At 63.1% G+C, this 19,845-nt stretch carries 15 protein-coding genes and 7 pseudogenes; 8 read left to right on the forward strand and 14 right to left on the reverse strand.

Going from position 1 to position 19,845, the window contains the following annotated elements:
- Positions 1-179 precede the first annotated feature (179 nt).
- Both NCR93_RS31380 and hpxZ read left to right on the forward strand, forming a co-directional pair.
- Positions 180-461: pseudogene (locus NCR93_RS31380) on the forward strand (helix-turn-helix domain-containing protein); the annotation flags it as partial.
- Positions 461-813: pseudogene (hpxZ, locus tag NCR93_RS31385) on the forward strand (oxalurate catabolism protein HpxZ). The pseudogenes NCR93_RS31380 and hpxZ, both read left to right, overlap by 1 nt.
- 219 nt (positions 814-1,032) lie before the next feature.
- Here hpxZ and NCR93_RS31390 read toward each other — a convergent pair.
- On the reverse strand, positions 1,033-1,587 hold the full coding sequence (locus tag NCR93_RS31390) for an N-formylglutamate amidohydrolase (RefSeq protein WP_175983198.1): 555 nt from the start codon (positions 1,585-1,587) through the stop codon (positions 1,033-1,035).
- A 93-nt stretch (positions 1,588-1,680) separates the two neighbouring features.
- Complete coding sequence (locus tag NCR93_RS31395) at positions 1,681-2,790, reverse strand: porin (RefSeq protein WP_175983199.1); 1,110 nt, start codon at positions 2,788-2,790, stop codon at positions 1,681-1,683.
- Between the two features lie 365 nt (positions 2,791-3,155).
- Between NCR93_RS31395 and NCR93_RS31400 the strand changes: the two are divergent.
- Positions 3,156-3,440, forward strand: a pseudogene (locus NCR93_RS31400) (RND transporter); the annotation flags it as partial.
- A 315-nt stretch (positions 3,441-3,755) separates the two neighbouring features.
- On the opposite strand, the pseudogene NCR93_RS31405 reads toward NCR93_RS31400, so the two are convergent.
- Together NCR93_RS31405 and NCR93_RS31410 are read right to left on the reverse strand one after the other, a co-directional pair.
- Positions 3,756-4,715, reverse strand: a pseudogene (locus tag NCR93_RS31405) (MFS transporter); the annotation flags it as partial.
- Positions 4,716-5,110: 395 nt separating this feature from the next.
- Positions 5,111-6,007 carry a LysR family transcriptional regulator gene (locus NCR93_RS31410; RefSeq protein WP_175983201.1) on the reverse strand — a complete coding sequence of 299 codons (897 nt, stop codon included), beginning with the start codon at positions 6,005-6,007 and terminating at the stop codon, positions 5,111-5,113.
- 93 nt (positions 6,008-6,100) lie between these two features.
- On the opposite strand from NCR93_RS31410, the pseudogene NCR93_RS31415 reads away from it, so the two are divergent.
- Positions 6,101-7,063 (forward strand): annotated as a pseudogene (locus tag NCR93_RS31415) (NAD-dependent epimerase/dehydratase family protein); the annotation flags it as partial.
- Positions 7,064-7,293: 230 nt separating this feature from the next.
- Here the strand turns inward: NCR93_RS31415 and NCR93_RS31420 are convergent.
- Both NCR93_RS31420 and NCR93_RS31425 read right to left on the reverse strand, forming a co-directional pair.
- On the reverse strand, positions 7,294-7,719 hold the full coding sequence (locus tag NCR93_RS31420) for a cupin domain-containing protein (RefSeq protein WP_175983202.1): 426 nt from the start codon (positions 7,717-7,719) through the stop codon (positions 7,294-7,296).
- A 75-nt stretch (positions 7,720-7,794) separates the two neighbouring features.
- The gene (locus NCR93_RS31425) at positions 7,795-8,622 is read right to left on the reverse strand and encodes an AraC family transcriptional regulator (RefSeq protein WP_175983212.1); all 828 of its coding nucleotides are present in this window, start codon (positions 8,620-8,622) and stop codon (positions 7,795-7,797) included.
- Positions 8,623-9,312: 690 nt separating this feature from the next.
- Here NCR93_RS31425 and NCR93_RS31430 point away from each other — a divergent pair.
- Positions 9,313-9,579 (forward strand): annotated as a pseudogene (locus NCR93_RS31430) (formimidoylglutamate deiminase); the annotation flags it as partial.
- A gap of 28 nt (positions 9,580-9,607) precedes the next feature.
- Positions 9,608-10,426, forward strand: coding sequence for an N-formylglutamate deformylase (gene hutG / locus NCR93_RS31435; RefSeq protein ID WP_175983203.1), 819 nt, complete (start codon positions 9,608-9,610; stop codon positions 10,424-10,426).
- 185 nt (positions 10,427-10,611) lie between these two features.
- Here the strand turns inward: hutG and NCR93_RS31440 are convergent.
- From NCR93_RS31440 to NCR93_RS31480, 8 genes and pseudogenes are all read right to left on the reverse strand, one after another.
- Positions 10,612-10,761: pseudogene (locus NCR93_RS31440) on the reverse strand (SDR family NAD(P)-dependent oxidoreductase); the annotation flags it as partial.
- A gap of 272 nt (positions 10,762-11,033) precedes the next feature.
- Positions 11,034-12,053 carry an ABC transporter substrate-binding protein gene (locus NCR93_RS31450; RefSeq protein WP_008345505.1) on the reverse strand — a complete coding sequence of 340 codons (1,020 nt, stop codon included), beginning with the start codon at positions 12,051-12,053 and terminating at the stop codon, positions 11,034-11,036.
- 24 nt (positions 12,054-12,077) lie between these two features.
- Positions 12,078-12,986 carry an SMP-30/gluconolactonase/LRE family protein gene (locus NCR93_RS31455; RefSeq protein WP_008345503.1) on the reverse strand — a complete coding sequence of 303 codons (909 nt, stop codon included), beginning with the start codon at positions 12,984-12,986 and terminating at the stop codon, positions 12,078-12,080.
- A 27-nt stretch (positions 12,987-13,013) separates the two neighbouring features.
- Positions 13,014-14,000, reverse strand: a complete 987-nt coding sequence (locus tag NCR93_RS31460) for an ABC transporter permease (RefSeq protein ID WP_175983205.1) — start codon at positions 13,998-14,000, stop codon at positions 13,014-13,016.
- Positions 13,997-14,947 carry an ABC transporter permease gene (locus NCR93_RS31465; RefSeq protein WP_008345494.1) on the reverse strand — a complete coding sequence of 317 codons (951 nt, stop codon included), beginning with the start codon at positions 14,945-14,947 and terminating at the stop codon, positions 13,997-13,999. Before NCR93_RS31465 ends, NCR93_RS31460 begins: the two co-directional genes overlap by 4 nt.
- On the reverse strand, positions 14,944-16,425 hold the full coding sequence (locus NCR93_RS31470; protein ID WP_175983206.1) for a sugar ABC transporter ATP-binding protein: 1,482 nt from the start codon (positions 16,423-16,425) through the stop codon (positions 14,944-14,946). The genes NCR93_RS31465 and NCR93_RS31470 overlap by 4 nt, the downstream gene beginning before the upstream one ends.
- 33 nt (positions 16,426-16,458) lie before the next feature.
- Positions 16,459-17,493: a substrate-binding domain-containing protein gene (locus NCR93_RS31475; protein ID WP_008345492.1), complete on the reverse strand. Its 1,035-nt coding sequence runs from the start codon at positions 17,491-17,493 to the stop codon at positions 16,459-16,461.
- Positions 17,494-17,777: 284 nt separating this feature from the next.
- A complete protein-coding gene (locus NCR93_RS31480) occupies positions 17,778-18,125 on the reverse strand; it encodes a hypothetical protein (protein ID WP_175983207.1) in 348 nt (115 codons plus the stop codon).
- Positions 18,126-18,683: 558 nt separating this feature from the next.
- On the opposite strand from NCR93_RS31480, the gene NCR93_RS32090 reads away from it, so the two are divergent.
- Together NCR93_RS32090 and NCR93_RS31490 are read left to right on the forward strand one after the other, a co-directional pair.
- Positions 18,684-18,863 (forward strand): MbtH family protein, encoded by a 180-nt coding sequence (locus tag NCR93_RS32090; RefSeq protein WP_175983208.1) that lies wholly within the window; start codon positions 18,684-18,686, stop codon positions 18,861-18,863.
- A 24-nt stretch (positions 18,864-18,887) separates the two neighbouring features.
- On the forward strand, positions 18,888-19,784 hold the full coding sequence (locus tag NCR93_RS31490) for a cupin-like domain-containing protein (RefSeq protein WP_175983209.1): 897 nt from the start codon (positions 18,888-18,890) through the stop codon (positions 19,782-19,784).
- Positions 19,785-19,845 lie beyond the last annotated feature (61 nt).

The raw sequence follows: 19,845 nt of genomic DNA on the forward strand, positions 1-19,845 counted from the left end.
AAACAGAGCCAATCACACATCAAAAACACGACATCTGTATTTAGCCGGTGGTACGACATTTCAATTTTGCTTTGACATTATTTGTAGGTCCCAAGTTCAAATGTCGTGTTTCTGCTAAGTAGAGATGTCGCGTTTTGGCGTAGGTTCGTCGCCACACAAGCGTTTCAGGAGCGCGGGCGATGAACACGATTGGGACCGTCACGGTGTCGATGCGTGAACTGGACCGACTCAAGGCGATTCAGGCGGTCGCCGACGCGCGACTCAAACCCGAGCGTGCGGCCGAACGGCTGAACTTGAGCGTACGGCAAGTCGAACGCCTGGTGTGGCGTTACCACGCGGCCGGCGTGGCCGGTCTGGTGTCAGGCAAACGCGGACGCCCGAGCAACCATCAATTGCCCAACGGCGTGGCACAGCGCGCGCTGGCGTTGATCCGCGAACGCTACGAGGACTTCGGGCCGAGCTGGCCGAGGTCGAAGCGGCCTTCGACGCGTACGAGACCGCACTCGTCACGAACGACGTCGCGATGCTCGACGCGCTGTTTTTCGATACGCCGCATACGCTGCGCTACGGCGCCACGGAAAACCTCTACGGTTACAAGGCGATCCGCGCGTTCCGGGCTGCACGACCGGGCAAGACACTGGCGCGCACGGTGACCGCGCGCGTCGTGACCACATGCGGCGATGCCTTCCCGTCGCGAACATCGAGTTCCGGCGCGATGGCGATCCGCGCATCGGCCGGCAGACTCAAACGTGCGTGAAGATGCCCGAGGGATGGCGCGTCGCCAGCGCGCATATAAGCTCGATGGGCGCGTAGCGGCGCGCCTGGCCGACTGCCTGACCAGCAGCGGCCGTTGCGCATCACCGTGAAATGCGTCATTGCGAGGTCAATTCCGTTCGCGCGACGCAACCCGATGAATATTCGATCTGCATCGGAAGCACGTCACTTGCTGCGCAAAGTCCAGCGACGATCGGAAAGAGGGTCGACGTCCGGCAAGTCACGTCGATGCTGTGGCCGATGACCGGCTCGCCGACGTCAATCCAACGCCACGACCGCATCGAGCGCGCCGCCGACCATCGCGCGCAGCGTCGGCTGGATAGCGTCGGCTTTCTCCGGCAGATACACGAACGGCGGCGCTTCATCCATATACGCGGACTGACACATTTCCAGTTGGACCGCGTGAATCCCGTCCTGCGGCGCGCCGTAATGGCGCGTGATGAAGCCGCCCTTGAAGCGCCCGTTCGCGACCCACGTGTAATCGCTTTGCGCGGCCGCATCTGTCACCGCCCTCGTCACCGACTCCGCCGCCGTCCTCCCATCCTGCGTGCCGATGTTCAGGTCTGGCAGCTTGCCGTCGAAAAGACGCGGCAGCACGCTCGCGATCGAGCGCCCTTCCCACAGCAGCACGTTCCCGTGCATGTCGCGCAGACGCACAAGCTCGGCGGCGATCGCATCGTGATACGGCTGCCAGTACGCTGTCACGCGACGCTGCTTTTCGGCGGCATCGGGAGCGCAGCCTTCGCGATTCACCTGCTCGCCGCGAAACGTCAGATCGGGGCACAGGCCGGTCGTCGTCTGGCAAAACCTCATCCCGCAGCCACGCCTCGATTGCGCGGTCACGCTCGCGTAATGCACCAAGCGCAAGGCACATGACTACTTCGGCCGAAAAGAAACGTCGGCGCGTCAGAAAATATGCATCATGCCGATGTACGCGCCCGTCTGGGATTGCCCCGCGAGCGGACTCGTGCCCGGATCGGCGTCGCGCGGCGTGGCGAAGACGGAGAACGTACCGTTCGCGCTGTTGCGCACGTAAGCGACCGTGCTGTACAGAAATGTGCGCTTGGTGAAGTTATAGGTCGTGCCGAGCACATAGAGCATCGCGTGGCTCGCCGGGTCATGCGATGCGTCGCCGCCGCCCTCGCCCACGTGGACATAGAAGCCCGCCGCCGTGACGGCCCAAGCGGGCGTCGCCTGATAGGTCGCGCCGAGCCAATAGTGATCGGCGGTGCTGGAGAGGCCCGCGGGCGTGTCGGGCGCGGAATAGTGCGTGTAGGCGGCCTGCACTTTCCATCGATCCACCTTCAGGTTCGCGCCCACGAAGAGTTCGCGCGACGCCTGAAATACGTTGTTCATCTGGCCATTCTGGCTGCGCAGTTCGTCATAGATGCCGCGCACGTCGAAAAGCGGCGAGTGGTAAGTCAGCATGATGCCGTCGGAGCGGCCGAACTCGCCCGCCGCGCCGGAGTTGAACGCGCCCGCCTGACCGCCCAGCGAGTACTGTCCTTGCACGTCGAACCCATGAAACACGGGGCTGTGATATTCGACGTTGTTGCTCGTCTGCTGCCAGTTGCGTCCGCGCACGAGTGATGCCGATGACACCGCCTGTTGCACGAAGGGATCGAATTCCCAGACGCCGTCGCTGTCAATGAACAGATTGCGGCCCGCCTGCAACTGCCCGAATGTCTTCGAGCTCAGTCCGACATAGGCGCGGCGCGACCAGAGACGTCCGCCCCCCGTGGTGCCGTTCATGATCTGGATCGCAGTTTCGAGATTGAACACCGACGTCAGGCCGCCGCCTAGATCTTCGTTGCCTTTGAGGCCCCACATGCTGGTGCCCCAGTCGCCGCCCTCGGCGCTCCATCGCGCGGATGTGCCGCCGGTACCGTTCGCGATGTGATTCAGATATTCGATGCCCCCGTCGAGGCGTCCATACATCGTGACGCTGGATTGCGCCATGGCGCCCGACGCGAAAAAGGTGAAACCGACCACCGCTTTCCGTACACAACCTTTCATGTTCGGTTCGACTCCGTTGGGGGCCCGCTCGGATGCGCGGAACCGATGCACGCGAACATAGCACCATCGCGAGAACTCGGCACAGATCCAGTAACCGCAACGGTCAAGAACTAGAAGATGATCTCAATCGAAGTCCGTTTGCTGGGTCCCGCGCAGCTAGCGATCCAACGGGCAGCCGCGAGCAGCCATACTTCAGCCGGTCGAGGTCGCCATCGGTGATGCTACTTGTTTCGCCGAGCAGGCTCGCTTTCAGTCCCGAACGTCGCTAAGACCTTAGCGCGCACGTCGGACCTCGATGGTCGACACAGCTACGCAGATAAGAGCGTTCCATCCACCCTTTCGTGCTCAAGGGAAGGCCGGTGATCGAGGACACCCTCGACACGCTGAACACACTAGCGCAGGAGGCGCAGAGCCAGCAACGCGCGACAGCCGCCGCCGAGCTTTCACTCAGGATCGCGACGAACCGCTATCAGGCCGGCTCGGTTGACTATCTCAATGTCGCCAGCGCGCAGACCATCGCGCTCGAGAACCAGCGCAACGGCGAGACGATCGAAGCGCGCCGACTGAATGCTAGCGTTCGACTGCTCAAGGCGCTCGGAGGCGGCTGGGATCGCACCGCGCTGCGCGACACGGCGGCCGCAGCGCAATGACACCGTTGTCGTTTTGGCACTAGCTTCTCTGACCTTCAAACCTCCGTACAGCCAGGAATTAGCAAATTCCTGCTGTACGTGGAATCGAGGCACGGTCATCGGATCGACGCCTGCATTCGCGTACGCCCTGACGCGCGCCAGCGGCCTCTGACTAAGCAACCTCGGCTTTCGACGGCGCCTCAAAGAAAGACCGTTGATATTGAGGGAATGAAGGCGATCGCGATCAATCCGAGAAGCAACATACCGAGGTAAATCCAGATTCGCCTCGAAGCGCAGGCGAGCTCCAGAGCGCCGCGCCGCGCGAGATTTTCATGCTCAGGCTGCCTCCGTCTTGCCGACCATGTACCCGGATCGCCCTTTGCGCGTCAAGAGCAGCAACGTTGCGACACTGACGAGCGTAAGGATGGCAAGCGGCATGAGCGCGAGGGAGTAACTGCCCGTTGCCTCCTTAACCCAGCCGTAGACGTTCACCATGAGGCCGCCACCAAGCAGATTTGCGATGGCGTTAATCGTTGCGAGGCCCGCCGCCGCCGCGCTGCCGGAGAGCATGTCGCCAGCGAGCGCCCAGAAAGGCCCTTTGAACGCATAAGCACCGACCAAAACGGCACAGAGCAGGCAGATCGTCGGGAGCAAGGCGCCGCTAAGCGACGTGGCGAATAGGCCCATACCGATAAGAAGCATCGGAATGACTGTGTGCCAGCGACGTTCCTTTACTCGGTCAGAGCGTCGGCCCCAATAGACCATCAACACGCACGCCAACGCGTAGGGTACGGAGTTAATGAGGCCTGTCTGCATAACGGTCAGGCCGTACGACTTGAGCAATTGTGGCTGCCACACGTTCAGGGTGCTACCCGCAGCCGACGCACAGGTATCGACAAGAGCAAGGCAAAGGACGTAGCGGTTTCGGAAGAGCTTCGTCAGCGGCATATCCAAGACTTTTTTTGGCGCCTTCGTCTCTGTCGCAAGTTCATTGGCGAGCCACGTGCGCTCTTCCTCCTTGAGCCATCTTGCTTGCTCCGGCTTATTCGTCAAGAAGAACAGGCACATCAGACCAAGAAGCACAGTCGGCAGGCCTTCAAGGATAAAAAGCCAGTGCCATCCGCGCATCCCTGCGATTCCATCCATTTGCAGAAGCAGTGCGGACAGTGGTGAACCGACGAAGTTACCAAGCGGGATCGCCACCATGAATATAGCAACGATGCGAGCGCGGTACGACGCCGGAATCCAGTACGAGAGGTACAGTAGGACCCCCGGAAAGAAACCCGCCTCGGCAGCACGCATGGTGCCGAGATTCCGTACGTATTCAACACCCCTTCGTTGACGCGCTTGAGTTCATCGGCGTGCACATGGCTGTTCGGTTCGCTCGGCAATCAGAACGCGCGGCTCTCACCTCGCTGCCCGCGTCAAGTTTCTGGATTGACCTCGCCCAGAACGGTCGAATGCCTCTTCCTCCGCTGGTAGCACGCGCTATAACATGCGCTGTCGCGTCTCGCGGAGAATCATCGATACCGGATCGAACAAATCCGTCGTGCCCATGCGAACTGGTTGCGCCGCTCGTCGAAGCTCCGCTGGAAGTGTTTCGGAAGACGGGTGCGGACTGCGCCGTGTCGATGCCTCGCGCCGACGCTCACAGTGAGGCTTGCGGATGCGCGTGTCGCCCAGTCGCGGCGTTATCGCGCGTACTGTTCGAGCGCGTCAGCAAGGGCATCGAAGGTAGCGCGGCAGCGCGGGCTCGCGCGCAGATCTTCGTGCATCGTCACCCACGTTTCGAGCCGGAGCGCGAACGCTTTCGACAGCACGCGTACGAGACCATCACGGCGCGCAATCGCGACATGACATCCGCCGATTCCCGCACCCGCGCGGATCAGTGCGAGTTGCGCGAGATCGCTATCGGCGCGCATCGAAAACAAGGCGTGACGAAAACCCGGCAACGTGCGGCTCACATCGCGAATGAACGCGTTTGGCTGGTCGTAGCCGATGACCGCGTGTTCTGCGAGCGCCGCCATGCTGCGCGGCGTGCCGTGACGGTCGAGATAATCGCGCCGCGCATGAAGTCCGACCTCGATCACGCCGACTCGCCGCGCGACGAGTTGCGTCTGGCGCGGGCGCACCATGCGCACGGCAATATCCGCTTCGCGCCTCAGCAAGTCCTGCACGCGGTTCGACAGCACGAGCTCGACGGTCAATCGCGGATGCCGCTCGCGCAGCGCGGCGATGACCGGCGGCAGCACTTCGACCCCGACCACTTCGCTCGCGGATACGCGCACGACGCCCTGCACGCCCGCGCCGTCGTCGCCCGTGTGGCCGCTCGCCGCGCGCTTGAGCGATGCCGCCGTACTCTGCATCGCTTCGGCGTGCGACTGTAATGCAAGCGCAACGTCGGTCGGCTGAAGCCCGTTCTGCGAGCGCGTAAATAGACTTACCTTCAGCGCCCGTTCGAGCGCTTCAACGTGCCGCCCAGCCGTCGGCTGCGTGATGCCGAGCGCGCGCGCTGCACCCGACAGCGAGCCCTCGCGCAGCACTGCGAGGAACGTTCGGTAAAGCTCCCAGCCGATGTCGTCTGCCATACGTTTTTGAATATCGGATCAACGAGGTTCGCCAATTTTAATGTGTCCGCGAAGGGCGGAGAATGGCGTCATCGACAACCTGGGAGGCGTGACATGGCGCAAGGCGAAACGGTTCTGGTACTTGGGGCGACGGGCGGCATCGGCGGGGAAGTTGCGCGGCAATTGCGCGATGCGGGCTGGCGCGTGCACGGGCTGCGGCGTGGCGCGGGGGCATCGAAGGGCGACGGCATCGAATGGATTCACGGCGACGCGATGAACGCGGCCGACGTGATGCGCGCGGCACAGGGCGTATCCGTGATCGTGCACGCGGTAAATCCGCCAGGCTATAAGCGCTGGGCCGAACTGGTGCTGCCGATGACCGACAACACCATCGCGGCGGCGAAGGCGCAGGGCGCTACCATCGTGTTGCCGGGCACGGTCTACAACTTCGGGCCGGACGCGTTTCCATTCATCGACGAAGACGCGCCACAGCATCCCGTCACGCGCAAAGGCGCGATTCGCGTGGAAATGGAAGCGCGTCTGCAACGCGCGAGCAAGGAAGGCGCGCGAGTGCTGATCGTGCGCGCGGGCGATTTCTTCGGGCCAAGAGCGGGCAATAACTGGCTCGCGCAAGGACTCGTGAAGCCAGGAAAGCCGGTGGCGAAGGTCAGCAATCCGGGTGCGCGTGGCATCGGGCATCAATGGGCGTATCTGCCCGATGTCGCTCGCACGATGGTTGAACTGCTTGCGCACCGCCATTCGCTCGATGCGTTCGCGCGCTTTCACATGAGCGGTCATTGGGACGAGGACGGCACCGGCTTTGCCGACGCGATCCGTCGCGTGGTCGCGCGGCGCACCGGGCGGGCGCCCGCTGTCGTCGGCTTTCCGTGGTGGCTGCTCGCGCTTGCCGCGCCGTTCAACGTAACATTCAGGGAGCTTCAGGAAATGCGCTATCTATGGACGACGTCCGTGCATCTGAATAACGCGCGGCTCGTGCAGACGCTCGGCCACGAGCCGCATACACCGCTGGACGTGGCCGTCGAAAAGACGCTAATCGGCCTCGGATGTCTCCCGCCTGATGCGCTCTGTGTTTCCTCGCGATTGTCGCCGGTTCACCAGCCATGGCCGAGTGGCAGGCGCCGGGCTGTTTCGACCGGCACATGCCTTGTGTCCTCAAGCGAATCGCCGGTGGAACTACCTGGCCCCACACGAGAGCGGACGTTGAACTGGAATCGACGCAATCGCGCCCTCGGAGAATCGCCCGTCTCCGCCCGCCACGTCTCACCGGTCATACCCCGGTGGCCGGCTCAAATCCACTGGTCGTTCGCGACAGTACGCTCGCTTGCCGCGCCGTCGCCTGTGTTCACGACACCTCGCGGCTCGATAAGCAGCAGCTTGACTTCTGCGTTTGCACAGGGCTTGTGCTCGACTCCCTTCGGAACGACTCCCAACTGTCCGGCACGTAATACGATCGAACCATCGCCTGAAGGCCCTGCCCGAAAATCGATACGCAGTTCGCCATCGAGGACGATGAACGCTTCGTCGGTATCGGCATGTCGGTGCCACTCGAACTCGCCTTCGACCTTGACGACCTTGAATTGATAGTCGTTCATTTCAGCGACAACGCGCGGTTGCCAGTGATCGTTGATCTGCGCGATCTTGCCGATCAGATCGATGGTGTCGCACTGGCCGCGCGTGACCGGAGCGGTGGAATGGTTCGAGGATTGGGACATCGTTCTCTCCGTTCAAAGGTTGATGCGTTGAGGATACGCATGCTCCTTCCGGTCGTATTGAACGATCGTGGCGTTTTAGCCGCGCGGAACGCCGCCCGCGACTTGTAACCAGCGCCCTGGCGTCAGCCCAAATGTCTTCGAAAAGTGTCGCGTCATATGACTCTGATCGGCAAAACCCGCGGCTGCAGCAGCGCAAGCGAGCGAGGTGCCAGCGAGCAGCATGTGGCGCACTGCATCGAGGCGCCGCATCGTCAGATATCGATACGGGCTCGTGCCGTAGAACCTGCGAAAATCGTGCGACAAGCTCCAGCGATCGCGACCCGTCACCGCTTCGAGTTCGTCGAGCGCGACAACGCGCGAGCAATTTGCGTGCAGATAGTCGCGTGCACGCCGCGCCGCGAGGAAGTCCCCTTTGGCTGTTCTTGCAGGCGTACCAGTGACGGCGGCCAAGGCATTCGCCAACTCGGCAAGTGCATCGCTCTGTTCAAGCGGCTCGAGCGTATAGCTGACATGCTGCAGCAACGCTACGGTCGCAACCTCGAGGCGCCGATCGGTAGTCACGCCGCCTTCGAGGAACGGCAGCGCTTGTCCGCCGAGCACTTCCTGAAAGAGAGCGGGTTCCACGTAGACCATCCGGTATTGGAACCCCTCATCGGTGCCCGCCTGGCCATCGTGAGCCTCATCGGGATGCAGTACGAGCGTGTTGCCCGGCAGGCTGTTCCGCTGGCTGCGCCGATAGTTGAAACTCTGAACGCCAGCGAGCGTGCGGCCGATCGCGTAGGTGTCGTGGCGGTGCATGGAGTATGCGCTGCCGTGAAACCACGCTTCGATGCGCTCGACGCCTTCTATCGGCTCGGCGCGCCTCACCCAGTCGGGGGGTAAGACCGGTGCTCGTAGATTCATGATATATGGCCCCGGAAGGCCGCCCTGTGCTGATGCGGTGCAGATCTCAAGGCGGTGCGCGCGCAGGCGAAAACCGAATTGTCGCACGTGCGACGACGCGCTACATGCGCCTAGCGCATTCCTACGCAGTGGGACTTCCGCGGCCCTAAACGTCGGCTTGAGGAACGTGGACGGCCGTTCGGTGTTGTGAAGATCCGCTGCCGGCTGGGAGCTTGTGGGCAGTTGCAACCACTGACTGCTTTCCAGCGACGGGTTTGAGGAGGTGACGGGCGCAAACCGACCCAGAACCGCCGTTAGCTGGACAGGGTTTTGGCGTCGGGTAACGAAATACACCGATCATTCGACTGCAGGTCCGAAATCTAAAGATGACTGAACGCGATGTCATGTCGGCCGCAGCCTGATCGAACGACGCGTCAAACGAGGCAATGTGTTCGAACGACCATCGCTGCTTCGTCCGACCAGTCGACTAAGCCCGCGAGTGTCTCAAGCTGACAGCTCCAAACTTAGGAGAGAGCTAAACAGCGCCTAGCGGCGTCCGGTCGAAGCGACATTGGCGCTGCCCCGCCAGGGTACCGACTGCGACCTTCGCATTGCGATACTGCCGCGCCTGAACATAGCGTTAGGTAAGCGATAGTGCAAACCCTCAATTCGTCATTCCCGCGCAATGGGAATCGCATTTTTGTCCAGGCGGCGCGCGCGGCCGGCCGCACCGTCGGCGCCCTCGAACAGGGCGGGCGGGCGGACTGGATCGTGCTCGATTCCGACCATCCCGCTCTCGCCGAACAGACCAGCGCGACGTGGCTTTCGTCCGCCGTCTTTTGCGAACACGGCGAAACGCCCGTGCGCGATGTCTTCGTCGGCGGCAAGCGCGTGATCCACGAGCGCCGTCATCGCGACGAAGCCAGGCATTACGCGGACTATCGCCGGGCGCTGGCGCAGCTTCTCGCCGACGCCTGAACGCAACCGTAATTCCATTGCAGGCACCATGAACGATCTCTTCTCACTCGAAGTCGGCGATGCGCCGCTGATAATCTCCATTCCTCATCTCGGCACGCACATTCCCGACGCCCTGCGCGACCGGTACACGGATATCGCGCTGACGGTCGCGGATACTGACTGGCACCTCGACCGCCTCTACGGCTTCGCCCGCGCACTCGGCGCGACGATCCTCGGCGCGCGCGTGTCGCGCTACGTGATCGACCTGAACCGGCCATCGAACGACGAGAGCCTGTATCCCGGGCAGACCACCACGTCCCTGTGCCCGACGGAAACGTTTCGCGGCGCGCCGCTGTATCGCGAAGGCTGCGCGCCCGACGCGGCCGAGCGCGATCGCCGGGTGGCGACTTACTGGCAGCCGTATCACGACGCCCTTCAGGAAGAGCTGACGCGCCTGCGCAGCCAGCATCGGAACGTGCTGCTGTGGGAAGCGCACTCGATCGCGAGCGTTCTGCCGCGCCTTTTCGAAGGCAAGCTTCCGGACTTCAACATCGGTACGCAGGATGGCCGCACCGCCGCGCCCTCCGTGCAGGAAGCTATACAGCGCGTCGCCGCGGCGAGTCCGTTCACATGGATTGCGAACGGCCGCTTCAAGGGCGGCTTTATCACGCGGCACGCCGGCGCGCCGCAGGAAGGCGTGCATGCGGTGCAACTGGAGATGTGCCAGTCCACCTATATGAGCGAAAACGCACCGTTCCACTATCTGCCCGAGGTCGCGAAGAAAGTGGAGCCGGTGGTACGCGGCATGGTGAATGGCGCGCTCGACGCAATCGTCAAGCTGACTGCGAACGCCTCGCGGGCGAAATGAGCGCGAGACGTCCTTGCCGCAGGACGTCTCGGCAATACCATCTGAACACCACGACCAGAGACGCTCTGGCCAATACACGCTTGCCGAGCTTCATCAGCGCTCGGAGCAGGCGATCAGGCTGGCGGGCGACGAGCCAACCGCATCAACGCGCCGTGTACCCGCCATCGACAGGCAGCGATATCCCGCTCGATCATCTCGAGCGCGACGGCGCGGGCGACCATCGCGGCGCCCCGCGCATTGACGGCCATCACGCGGTCGAATGCGTCCGCGTCGAGTTCCAGCGGCGATTCGAGCGATGCAATGCCCGCGCAGTTCACGAGACCGTCGAACGCTTCGAAGGGCTCCGTGCGTCGTCGATGAGCGAACGGTGCGCGCCGACGTATCGAGAACGACGTCGACCGGGAACTCGTCTCCCCAGTTCGTGAACGTCCAAGCGCGCACGTGCTCATTCTTGGGCGAGGCGTTGCGCGTCTTGGCGCCGGCTTCGTCGAGCGCCTTGCGGGGCTCGACCATTTCCACTTGCTCAAATCCTTCCCGCGACCAAGATCGCAATCTTTAGTCCCTTGAGAGATTCATTCGTCGTGTTTCCATTTCCGATGATACGTGCCTACTTCTTCCCATCCACGACGGCGACGACCTCGTCGCGCGTGTACTCCTTGTTCGCCAATGCACCAACCGGCGTTTTGGCCAGCACCGCGTCGAGTTCCTCCGGCTTCACTTCCAGAACCGGCATACGGATGTCGTGCGGCATCTTCTTGCCGGCGAGAAGCTGCTGCGTCACCCAGAAGGCGAACGAGGACGCGCCCGGCGGAATCGTCACCGACATCGTCTCGTAACCGCTCTTCTTCTGTTCGGCCCACCAGGCGAGTTCTTCCTGCCGGTTGCCGAGAATGATGATCGGCGTCGGCCGCCCCGCGGCCTTGAGCGCCTGCGCGGTGCCGAAGCCGTCGCCCCCTTGCGTGAGCACGCCGTCGACCTTCGGCAAAGTCGGCAGGATGCCCGCGACCTGCTTCTGCGCGACGGTCTGCGTCCAGTCCCCGTGCACCGAACCGACGATCTTCATCCCCGGATACTTCTTGAGTTCGTCGACGATGCCCTGATGAATCTCGTCGTCCACGGAGACGCCCGCGAGTCCGCGAATTTCGAGCAAGTTGCCCTTGCCGTTCAGCCGCTTCGCCAAGTAATCGACCTGCATGCGGCCCATGCCCTGAAAATCCACGGCAATGCGATACGCGCACGGCTCGGTTGCGATGCCATCGAACGATACGACCGTCACGCCCGCGCCGCACGCCTGCTTGATGACGCCGTTGAGCGCCGTGGGCGAAACGGCATCGACGGCGATGGCCTTGAAGCCTTGCAAGATGAGATTCTGGATCTGCTGAACCTGCTCTGTCGCCTGGCTTTCGGCTGTCGTGAAGCTGGGCGCCGCCGCGACGACCTTCTGCTTCACGGCCGGATCGGCGACGTTGGCCCAGCTCTTGAGCATCTGCTGGCGCCAGCTATTTCCCGCGTAGTTGTTCGACAGCGCGATCTTCATCGACGACGTATCGCCCGTCGCGACCTGCGCCGACGCGCCCGCCGATGCCGCGACCAGGCACAGCGCCACGGCCAGTGTTGTGATTCTCATGCTCGTCTCCTGTTATTGATGTTTTTACCGTCCCGCGCCACGCACGCCGACATGCAGCGAATAGATCGATGACGTCGCCGTAATGAACAGGCGATTTCGATGGATGCCGCCGAACGTGAGGTTCGCGACGACCTCGGGAATGAGGATCTTGCCGAGCAGCGTGCCGTCGGGTGCGTAGCAGTGCACGCCGTCCTCCGCGCTGGTCCAGACATTGCCGTGCTCGTCGACCCGCATGCCGTCCGGCACGCCGCTCTGCATCTCGATGAACACGCGTCCGTTACGCAATACGCCATCGCCCGATACATCGAACACGCGGATATGACGCGGCGCTTCTTCGTCGTGGGAAGCGGCCGAATCCGCGATGTAGATCTGCGATTCGTCCGGAGAAAACGCGAGGCCGTTGGGCTTCGCGAAGTCGTCGCAGACGAGATGCACACGCGCGCCGTCGGGCGATAGGCGATACACGTTGCATCGGCCGATCTCGCTCTCTGCGCGATAGCCTTCGTAGTCGCTCAAGATTCCGTAGTCGGGATCCGTGAACCAGATGTCGCCCTTCGAATCAACGACGACATCGTTCGGCGAGTTCAGCCGCTTGCCTTCGAAATGCGATGCAAGCACGGTCACGCTGCCGTCGTGCTCCGTGCGCGTCACGCGCCGCGCGCCATGCTCGCAACTCACGAGCCGCCCTTCGCGGTCGCGCGTGTTGCCGTTGCTGTAGTTCGACGGCGCGCGAAACACGCCGACGCCCATTCCCGGCGCCCAGCGCAGCATGCGGTTGTTCGGGATGTCGCTCCAGACGAACAGGTCCGTGGCCGGAAAATAGACCGGTCCTTCCGCCCAGAGGCATTCGTCCGTCACTTTGGAAAGGAACGCGTTCGGCTGCAGCAGCAGCCTGAAACGCGGATCATGCACTTCGAAATCGCTGGGTTTCATGTCTCCTCGTCCTTTGTGGATTGCGTGTCAGCGCGCCGGTTTTCCGCCGGCGGCGACCGTCACCGCGATGATGAGCACGCCGTACACGATGGAGCGCACGCCGGCATCGGCGCCGACCGCGTTGAGCGCGGCGTTGGTGAGAAACAGGAACATCGAGGCGCCCCATACGCCGACGATCGTCGCCTTGCCGCCCGTGACCAGCGTGCCGCCGATCACGACCACGGCGATCGAGATCAGCATGTACTCGACGCCCATATCGAGCGACGCGCCGCCTGATGTCGCCGCGAGCAGCAGGGCCGTGAGCGCCGCGATCATCGACGAAAGCACGTAGGCAAGGCAGCGCGTGCGATGCACGTTCACGCCCGCGAGCCACGCGGCGCGCGCGTTCTGTCCGATCGCCGAAAGCCTGCGGCCATACACGGCGCGATGAAGCAGCACCGCGAGCGAGACCGACAAGGCGAGCGCAACCAGCGCGATATACGGCACGTTGAAGAGCCGGCTCGTGGCGAATGCGCCCAGCGCGGGCGGCGGCGGCGGAAGCTGGCGCCCTTGCGTAATGGCGATCGACTGGATGATGAAGCTCGACGACAGCGTCGCGATGATCGGCGGAATGCGCAGCAGCCGGATCAGCATGTAGTTCGCGATCCCGACCGCGACGCCCACGCCGAGCGCCGCCGCGACGCCGAGCGCAATCTGGCCGTTGGAGCCGCCCATCGCGTGCATGCCGACGACGCCCGCGAGCGCGATCGTCGACGGCACCGAGAGGTCGATGTTGCCGACACCCGACGTGATGACGAGCATCTGCCCGAGACCGACCAGCACCATGAACACGCCGTAGGTGAGGGCCGTCTGCGCGACATTGCTCGCGATGCCGAAGCCGAAGATGCCGACGATACCGAACCACACGAGCACCGTGCCGACGAAAGACCACGCCCAGGGCGCTTGAACGCCCTTCAGCCGTTCCCACGCGGTATCGTTGTTGGCGAGCGCTTCACCGGAAGTCTGCGATTTCATTGCCGTTCCCCGCGTTGCAGCAGCACGCGCAAGGACAGCACGACGATCAGGATCGCGCCCTGCATGCCGACTTGCCAATCCGCCGAGATGTTGAGAAAGGCGAGGAACGACGCCGCGAGCGTGAGCGTGATGGCACCGAGCACCGCGCCGATGACCGATACGCGCCCGCCGACGAATTCGCCACCGCCGAGAATGACCGCCGCAATCGAGAGCAGCGTGTAGCGCAGCGCAAGGTTCGCGTCGGCGGAGGTCGTGAGCCCGAGCAGCGAAAGACCCGACAGCACGCCGAACACGCCCGCGATGCCGTAAAGCGTCGCCTTGCTGCGCACGAGCGACCAGCCGAAGCGCCGCATCGCGCGCGGATTGCCGCCCGCGCCGCGTATGCGCACGCCGGCCGAGGTGCGCATCAGCAGAATGTGCCCTGCGATGGCAATGAGCACCGACCACACGATCGGCGCGGCGATGAACGGCGTCTGATAGCTCATCGCCGTGCCGAGCCAGCCGGGACTCGCGCCGCCCGGCGAAGGCAGCAGCACGATGGCGAGCCCGCTCCACACGAACGACAGCCCGAGCGTCACGACGATGGACGGAATCTGCCGCAGTTCGATCAGCGCGCCGACGGCTGCATACGCGAGCACACAGGCGACGAGCGCGAGCGCGCCGAGCCACGGCTCCTTGACGAGCAGCGTCGCGCCGATGCACGCGACGAGACTCACGAATGGACCGATGGACAAGTCGAGATCGTTGACGGTGATGATCGCGAGTTGCGCAAGCGTGGCGAGCACGATCGGCACGGCCAGATTGAGCAGCAGGCTCGACCCGAAATAGCTCATCACGGCGGGCTGCATGACGAGAATCGGCACGAGCACCGCGACGAGCGAGATGGCGGGAAGCAGCGCGCGCAGACGCGCTTGCGTGTCCCGGAAGGTGATGCGCGCGGGGGTCATGCGGCCTGCTCCTCGAAGCTCGCAGCGAGCAGCGCTTCTTCCGTGCATTCGTCCGCATGCAAGACGCGCGTGACCGCCGACGAGCGAAAGACATACGTGCGGTCGCAATGCGACAGCTCTTCGTTTTCTGTCGTGTACCAGATGAACGTGCGGCCTTTCGCGGCTTCGTCGTGAACGAGCCGGTAGATGTCGCGCTTGGTGCCTACATCGACGCCGCGCGTCGGATCGTCCATCAGAATGAGCTGCGCGTCCGACGACAGCGCGCGCGCAAACAGCACCTTCTGCTGGTTGCCGCCCGAGAGCGACAGGATGCCCGCGCTCATCGGCGCGCCGCGTATGCCGATCTTCGTGCGCCACGCTTCCACGAGCGCGCGCGCCGCCGCGCGATCGACGAGTCCGCGCTTGCGCTTCGCGCCGCCGAGAAGCCACCGCAAATCGAGATTTTGCGCGATGGACCACACCGGGAACACGCCGTCGCGCCCGCGATCGCCGGCAACGAATGCGGCTTTCATGCGGCCCGCGCCGTGGCTCGTCGCCGCCTCGTAGATGGCGAGCAGCGCTTCGGTCTGGCCTTGGCCCGCGAGTCCGGCGAAGCCGACGATCTCTCCGCGCGATGCCTCGATCAGCGTATGTTTCCTTCCGCCGACGTTCCAGCGGAACGGTTTGTCATCGCTTTGTGCGTTGCGTATGCGTGCGGCGGCCGGCGTTTTCTCCGCTTCCAGATGCTGGCCCATCGCCTGAATGATCGACGCACGGTTCGCCTCGTTGCCCGGCAGCACGCCGACGATGCCGCCGTCGCGCATCACCATCACACGATTCGCGACGCGCTCTATCTCGCCGAGCATGTGCGTAATCAGCAGACAGGTGATGCCGCTCTCTGCCGCGCGCCGGACGAAGGCAAGCAGTTGGTCGGCGGTATGGGCATCGAGCGACGAGGTCGGCTCGTCGAGTATCACGAGACGCACGGGCGCGTCCGTCACCGTGAACCCGCGCGCGATCTCGACCATCTGCTGTTGCGTGAGCGTCAGATCGGACACGAGTTCGTTGCCCTTCAGTCCGTTGCCCGGAAAAATCTCTTCGAGCTTGTCGCGCATGAGCGCCGTTGCCGTGCGCCGCCAGCCGCGCCCGCGCAATTGCGGATGCACGATCGTCATGTTTTCCGCGACCGTCAGGTTCGCGCACAGCGAGAGTTCCTGAAAGACGCAGCGCACGCCGGCCTTGCGCGCGGCGTTGGCGTCGTAGTGCGGCGCGCTTTGGCCGTCCACTTCGATACGGCCCTGCGTCGGCGCATACACGCCCGCGAGCACGGCCATGAGCGTCGATTTGCCCGCGCCGTTGTGTCCCGCGATGCCGACGCATTCGCCGCGCGTGAACGCGAAGTCGATGTCCGCGAGCGCGCGCACCCGGCCGAAGGTCTTGCCGACGCCTTCGAAGCGAATCAGCGTGCGCTCGTCCTCTGTATTGATAGTTGCGCCCATTCACATGCCTCCATGCGTGGCGTCATCGAATGCTTATTTCTTGTCGAGCAAGGCCACGGTCTGCGGCAGCGTATAAGTGACGTCGGCGATTCCACCCGGCGGCGTCGCGGCGAGCCTCGCCGGCAACTCCTGCTGCGAGATGGCGAGCAGCGGCACGTTAATGGTGACTTCCTTCGGAATCTTCTTGCCCGCGAGCACTTGCTGCGCCACCCAGAACGCGAACGAGACCGCGCCCGGCGGATTCGACAGCGAGCGCGACTGATAACCGGTCTTCGCCTGCTCGCTCCACCATTGCAGTTCGGGATAGGTGCTGCCGATGACCATCGGCGGCGCGGGACGATTGGCGGCCTTGAACGCCTGCGCGATGCCGAACGACATCTCGCCTTCGGTCGCCACGCCATCGACTTGCGGTAGCGTCGGGAGAATGCCGGCCACAGCCTTCTGCGCGACCGATTGCGTCCAGTCGCCGTTCACCGAGCCGACGAGCTTGAGCCCCGGATGCTTCTTGAGCCCTTCGAGCACGCCTTCGTGCATGAGGTTGTCGACGGAGATGCCGGCCACGCCGCGCACTTCCAGTATGTTGCCGTGGCCATTGAGCTTCGTCGCCAGATAGTCGACGCCCTGCTCCGCCCAGCCCTTGAAGTCGAAATTGACGCGATACGCGCACGGCTCGTCGACGACGCCGTCGAACGAGACCACGACGACGCCCGCAGCGCATGCCTTCTTGATGGTGCCGTTGAGCGCGGTCGGCGAAACGGCGTCGATGACGATCGCGTTATAGCCTTGCAGGATCAGGTTCTGAACCTGCTGCGCCTGCTCCGTCACCTGATTCTCGGCGGTCGTGAAAGCGGGCGCGGCCGCGATCTTCTTGTCCGCCACCGCTTGCTGGGCGACGGCGTTCCAGCTCTTGAGCATCGACTGCCGCCACGCGTTGCCCGCGAAGCTATTCGACAGGGCGATTTTTTTTTGCGTGGTGTCGCCCGTTGCGACCTGCGCGTGCGCGGCGCCTGCGAGCATGCAGACGGCGAGCGCGAGCGCGGCTCTTGCCTGCACTCCTTCACGGAACATCGGGTTGTCTCCTTTCATTTTTCTTGTGGAGAGGCGCTGCGCGACTTCATCTACAGCACGCCCCTTCCGGGCGCATCGGGCGCGGTGCCGATGCGACGCTTCCAGTCAGTCTGCTTGATTCGTCCTGCGGTCAGGCCAATCGCGGTGGTCAGGCCACTCGATCGCGGAGCCAGTATAACGACAGTTTCGCGATTCGTGCAATTGCGCGCGTTACCGGTAACAGCGTGGCGCAGCGGCTTCGCCCCGGCTCACCAATCCCGCGGCATTGACGACGTGGATATTCTTCAGGAACGATGCCTCGCCGGGCCGCTTCTCCACATATTCGAGCGCATCGTCGCGTTCGTCGGATGCGGGCGGTAGCGGTCGCGCCAAAGCAGCACACGATGGGCGATGCCGGCGAGTTCGGGCCGCGCATGCAGATCGACCGTGTAGCCCGTGCCCGCGATCACGAAATCGAATTCGAACGTGCCGTCTTCCGCACGCGCGCGCACGCGGTTGTCATCGACGACGGCTTCGTGCCAGGGCCCAGCCCGATGCAGATGGAAGTTCGCATGACGCGCCACGCGTTCGATGGCGTCGGCGGGTGCAGTCGAGCCCGCGCGACGGAACCGCAGCGCCTGGCGACAGCGCACGGCATCGCGGAAAGTTCTCGTATGCGCCGGGATACGCGCGTGCGCGGCTCACCGGGACCGCAGTCCATGTTTGAAGCACTCACAAACTCGGGCGAGGTGCACAGCGCACGCTCTTTCGAGTTAAGACCGAGTCTGTGCCCGTCTGCATGCAAATGCCGGGCGCTTTGGATTAGAAAACCAATCCTTGATACGCTTCTTTTATTGCGATCGAGGCCATCGGGAAGCGCTTGCATAGCTGCGTACCTCGTCCCCCAAGGGCAGCACACGCGTCACAAGCAACTCGACGTGCCTTGCGCCGAGCGCGATGTGGGCATCGCGCAAAGCACTCATCACGCGAGACATATCGAACTCGGTAAGGCCCCCGCAATTTCCCTTGCTACCAATCCGAAGCCGATATTAAATAGCGATGCATTCCTCACGTCTTTTACAAGGTGCTCGTCGCATCGAGTGCGCGCCACGCTCGACGCACGCTATGGCTCTCGCGACACCTCATTCAATGCTAACTCCCGGCGCCTATATTTCGTTGCAATCCGAAGCACGAACGAAGGGAGCAACAGCGTGGACAATCCATTCGACGACGATCAGGGCACATTCCGTGTGCTGATCAACGAATCGCAGCAGCGCTCGCTTTGGCCCGCTCATCTCGAGGTTCCGGACGGCTGGACGGTGGAGTATCCAGATTGTTCACGCAGGCAATGCCTGGACTACATCGAACAGAACTGGACTGCACGGTCCTGATGATTCTCGATCTGGGAGTGGGAAATGGCCAAGCGCATTGTGAAAGTGATCGACCTCGTTCCGGGACGCAGCGTTCAGCTTCCGTCCATCGATAATGAAACGCTCAGACACGGACAATTCTGGAGCGACCATGTCTGCGCTCAGAAACCTGTTGTCATCAGAGGAGCGGTGCGCAACTGGCCTGCTCTCCGGAAATGGAACGCACCCGGCTATCTCGAAGCATTGACGGATAGCGAAGTCGGCATCTCGGATGCGTTCAACGCCTCGCCCACCGGTCTCTGGTATGCAAATCTCCCGAAGCTCAAACTCAATCAGGCGATTACGCGTCTGCGCGACGCAGGGCCGGACGAGACGCATGCGATCCGCGCGCTCCCTATTCCGTCGGAATGGAAACCCGATCTCGGCCATTATGAGTTTCTCGAAAGAGAGCACGATCGACCGCCGCGCGCATATGCACAAGACCGGCTCTTCATCTATCGGAATGCTTCGACCGAATGGCACTACCACACGACCGACGAGACGCTAACCACGCAGATCATCGGCACCAAGCGCATTTCCATGTTCAGGCTGTCCAGTGAAAACTGGCAAGCGTATGCCGTGCCGATCAAGTCCAATCTTCATCACATGAATGATGGCGCGCGCTTCTTTCCCGCGGACGGTGCACTGACGAAGTTCGAAACCACGCTTGCGCCCGGCGACGTTCTCTATATCCCACCGTTCTGGTGGCATGGCGTCGATCCCGCCGATAACGATTTCGGCATCACACTCGCTCATTGTTTCAGAACGCCGCTCAATCGCCTCGGTTCACTGAGCGATCCCGCGGTGAAAGACGTCATCCGCGCGCAGCACAGCGCCATGCTCGCGTTCCGGATGAGAGCGTTCGTCGCCCTCGGTTCGCTTTCGAGGCTCGTGACTTCCTGAGTTCCACATTCATACCCGCGGCCAATCGAGGCGCGTTTGCGTCGCTTTACGCCGCCGCATC

The organism is Caballeronia sp. ATUFL_F1_KS39, assembly GCF_023630985.1.
Classification (GTDB): Bacteria; Pseudomonadota; Gammaproteobacteria; order Burkholderiales; family Burkholderiaceae; genus Caballeronia; species Caballeronia zhejiangensis.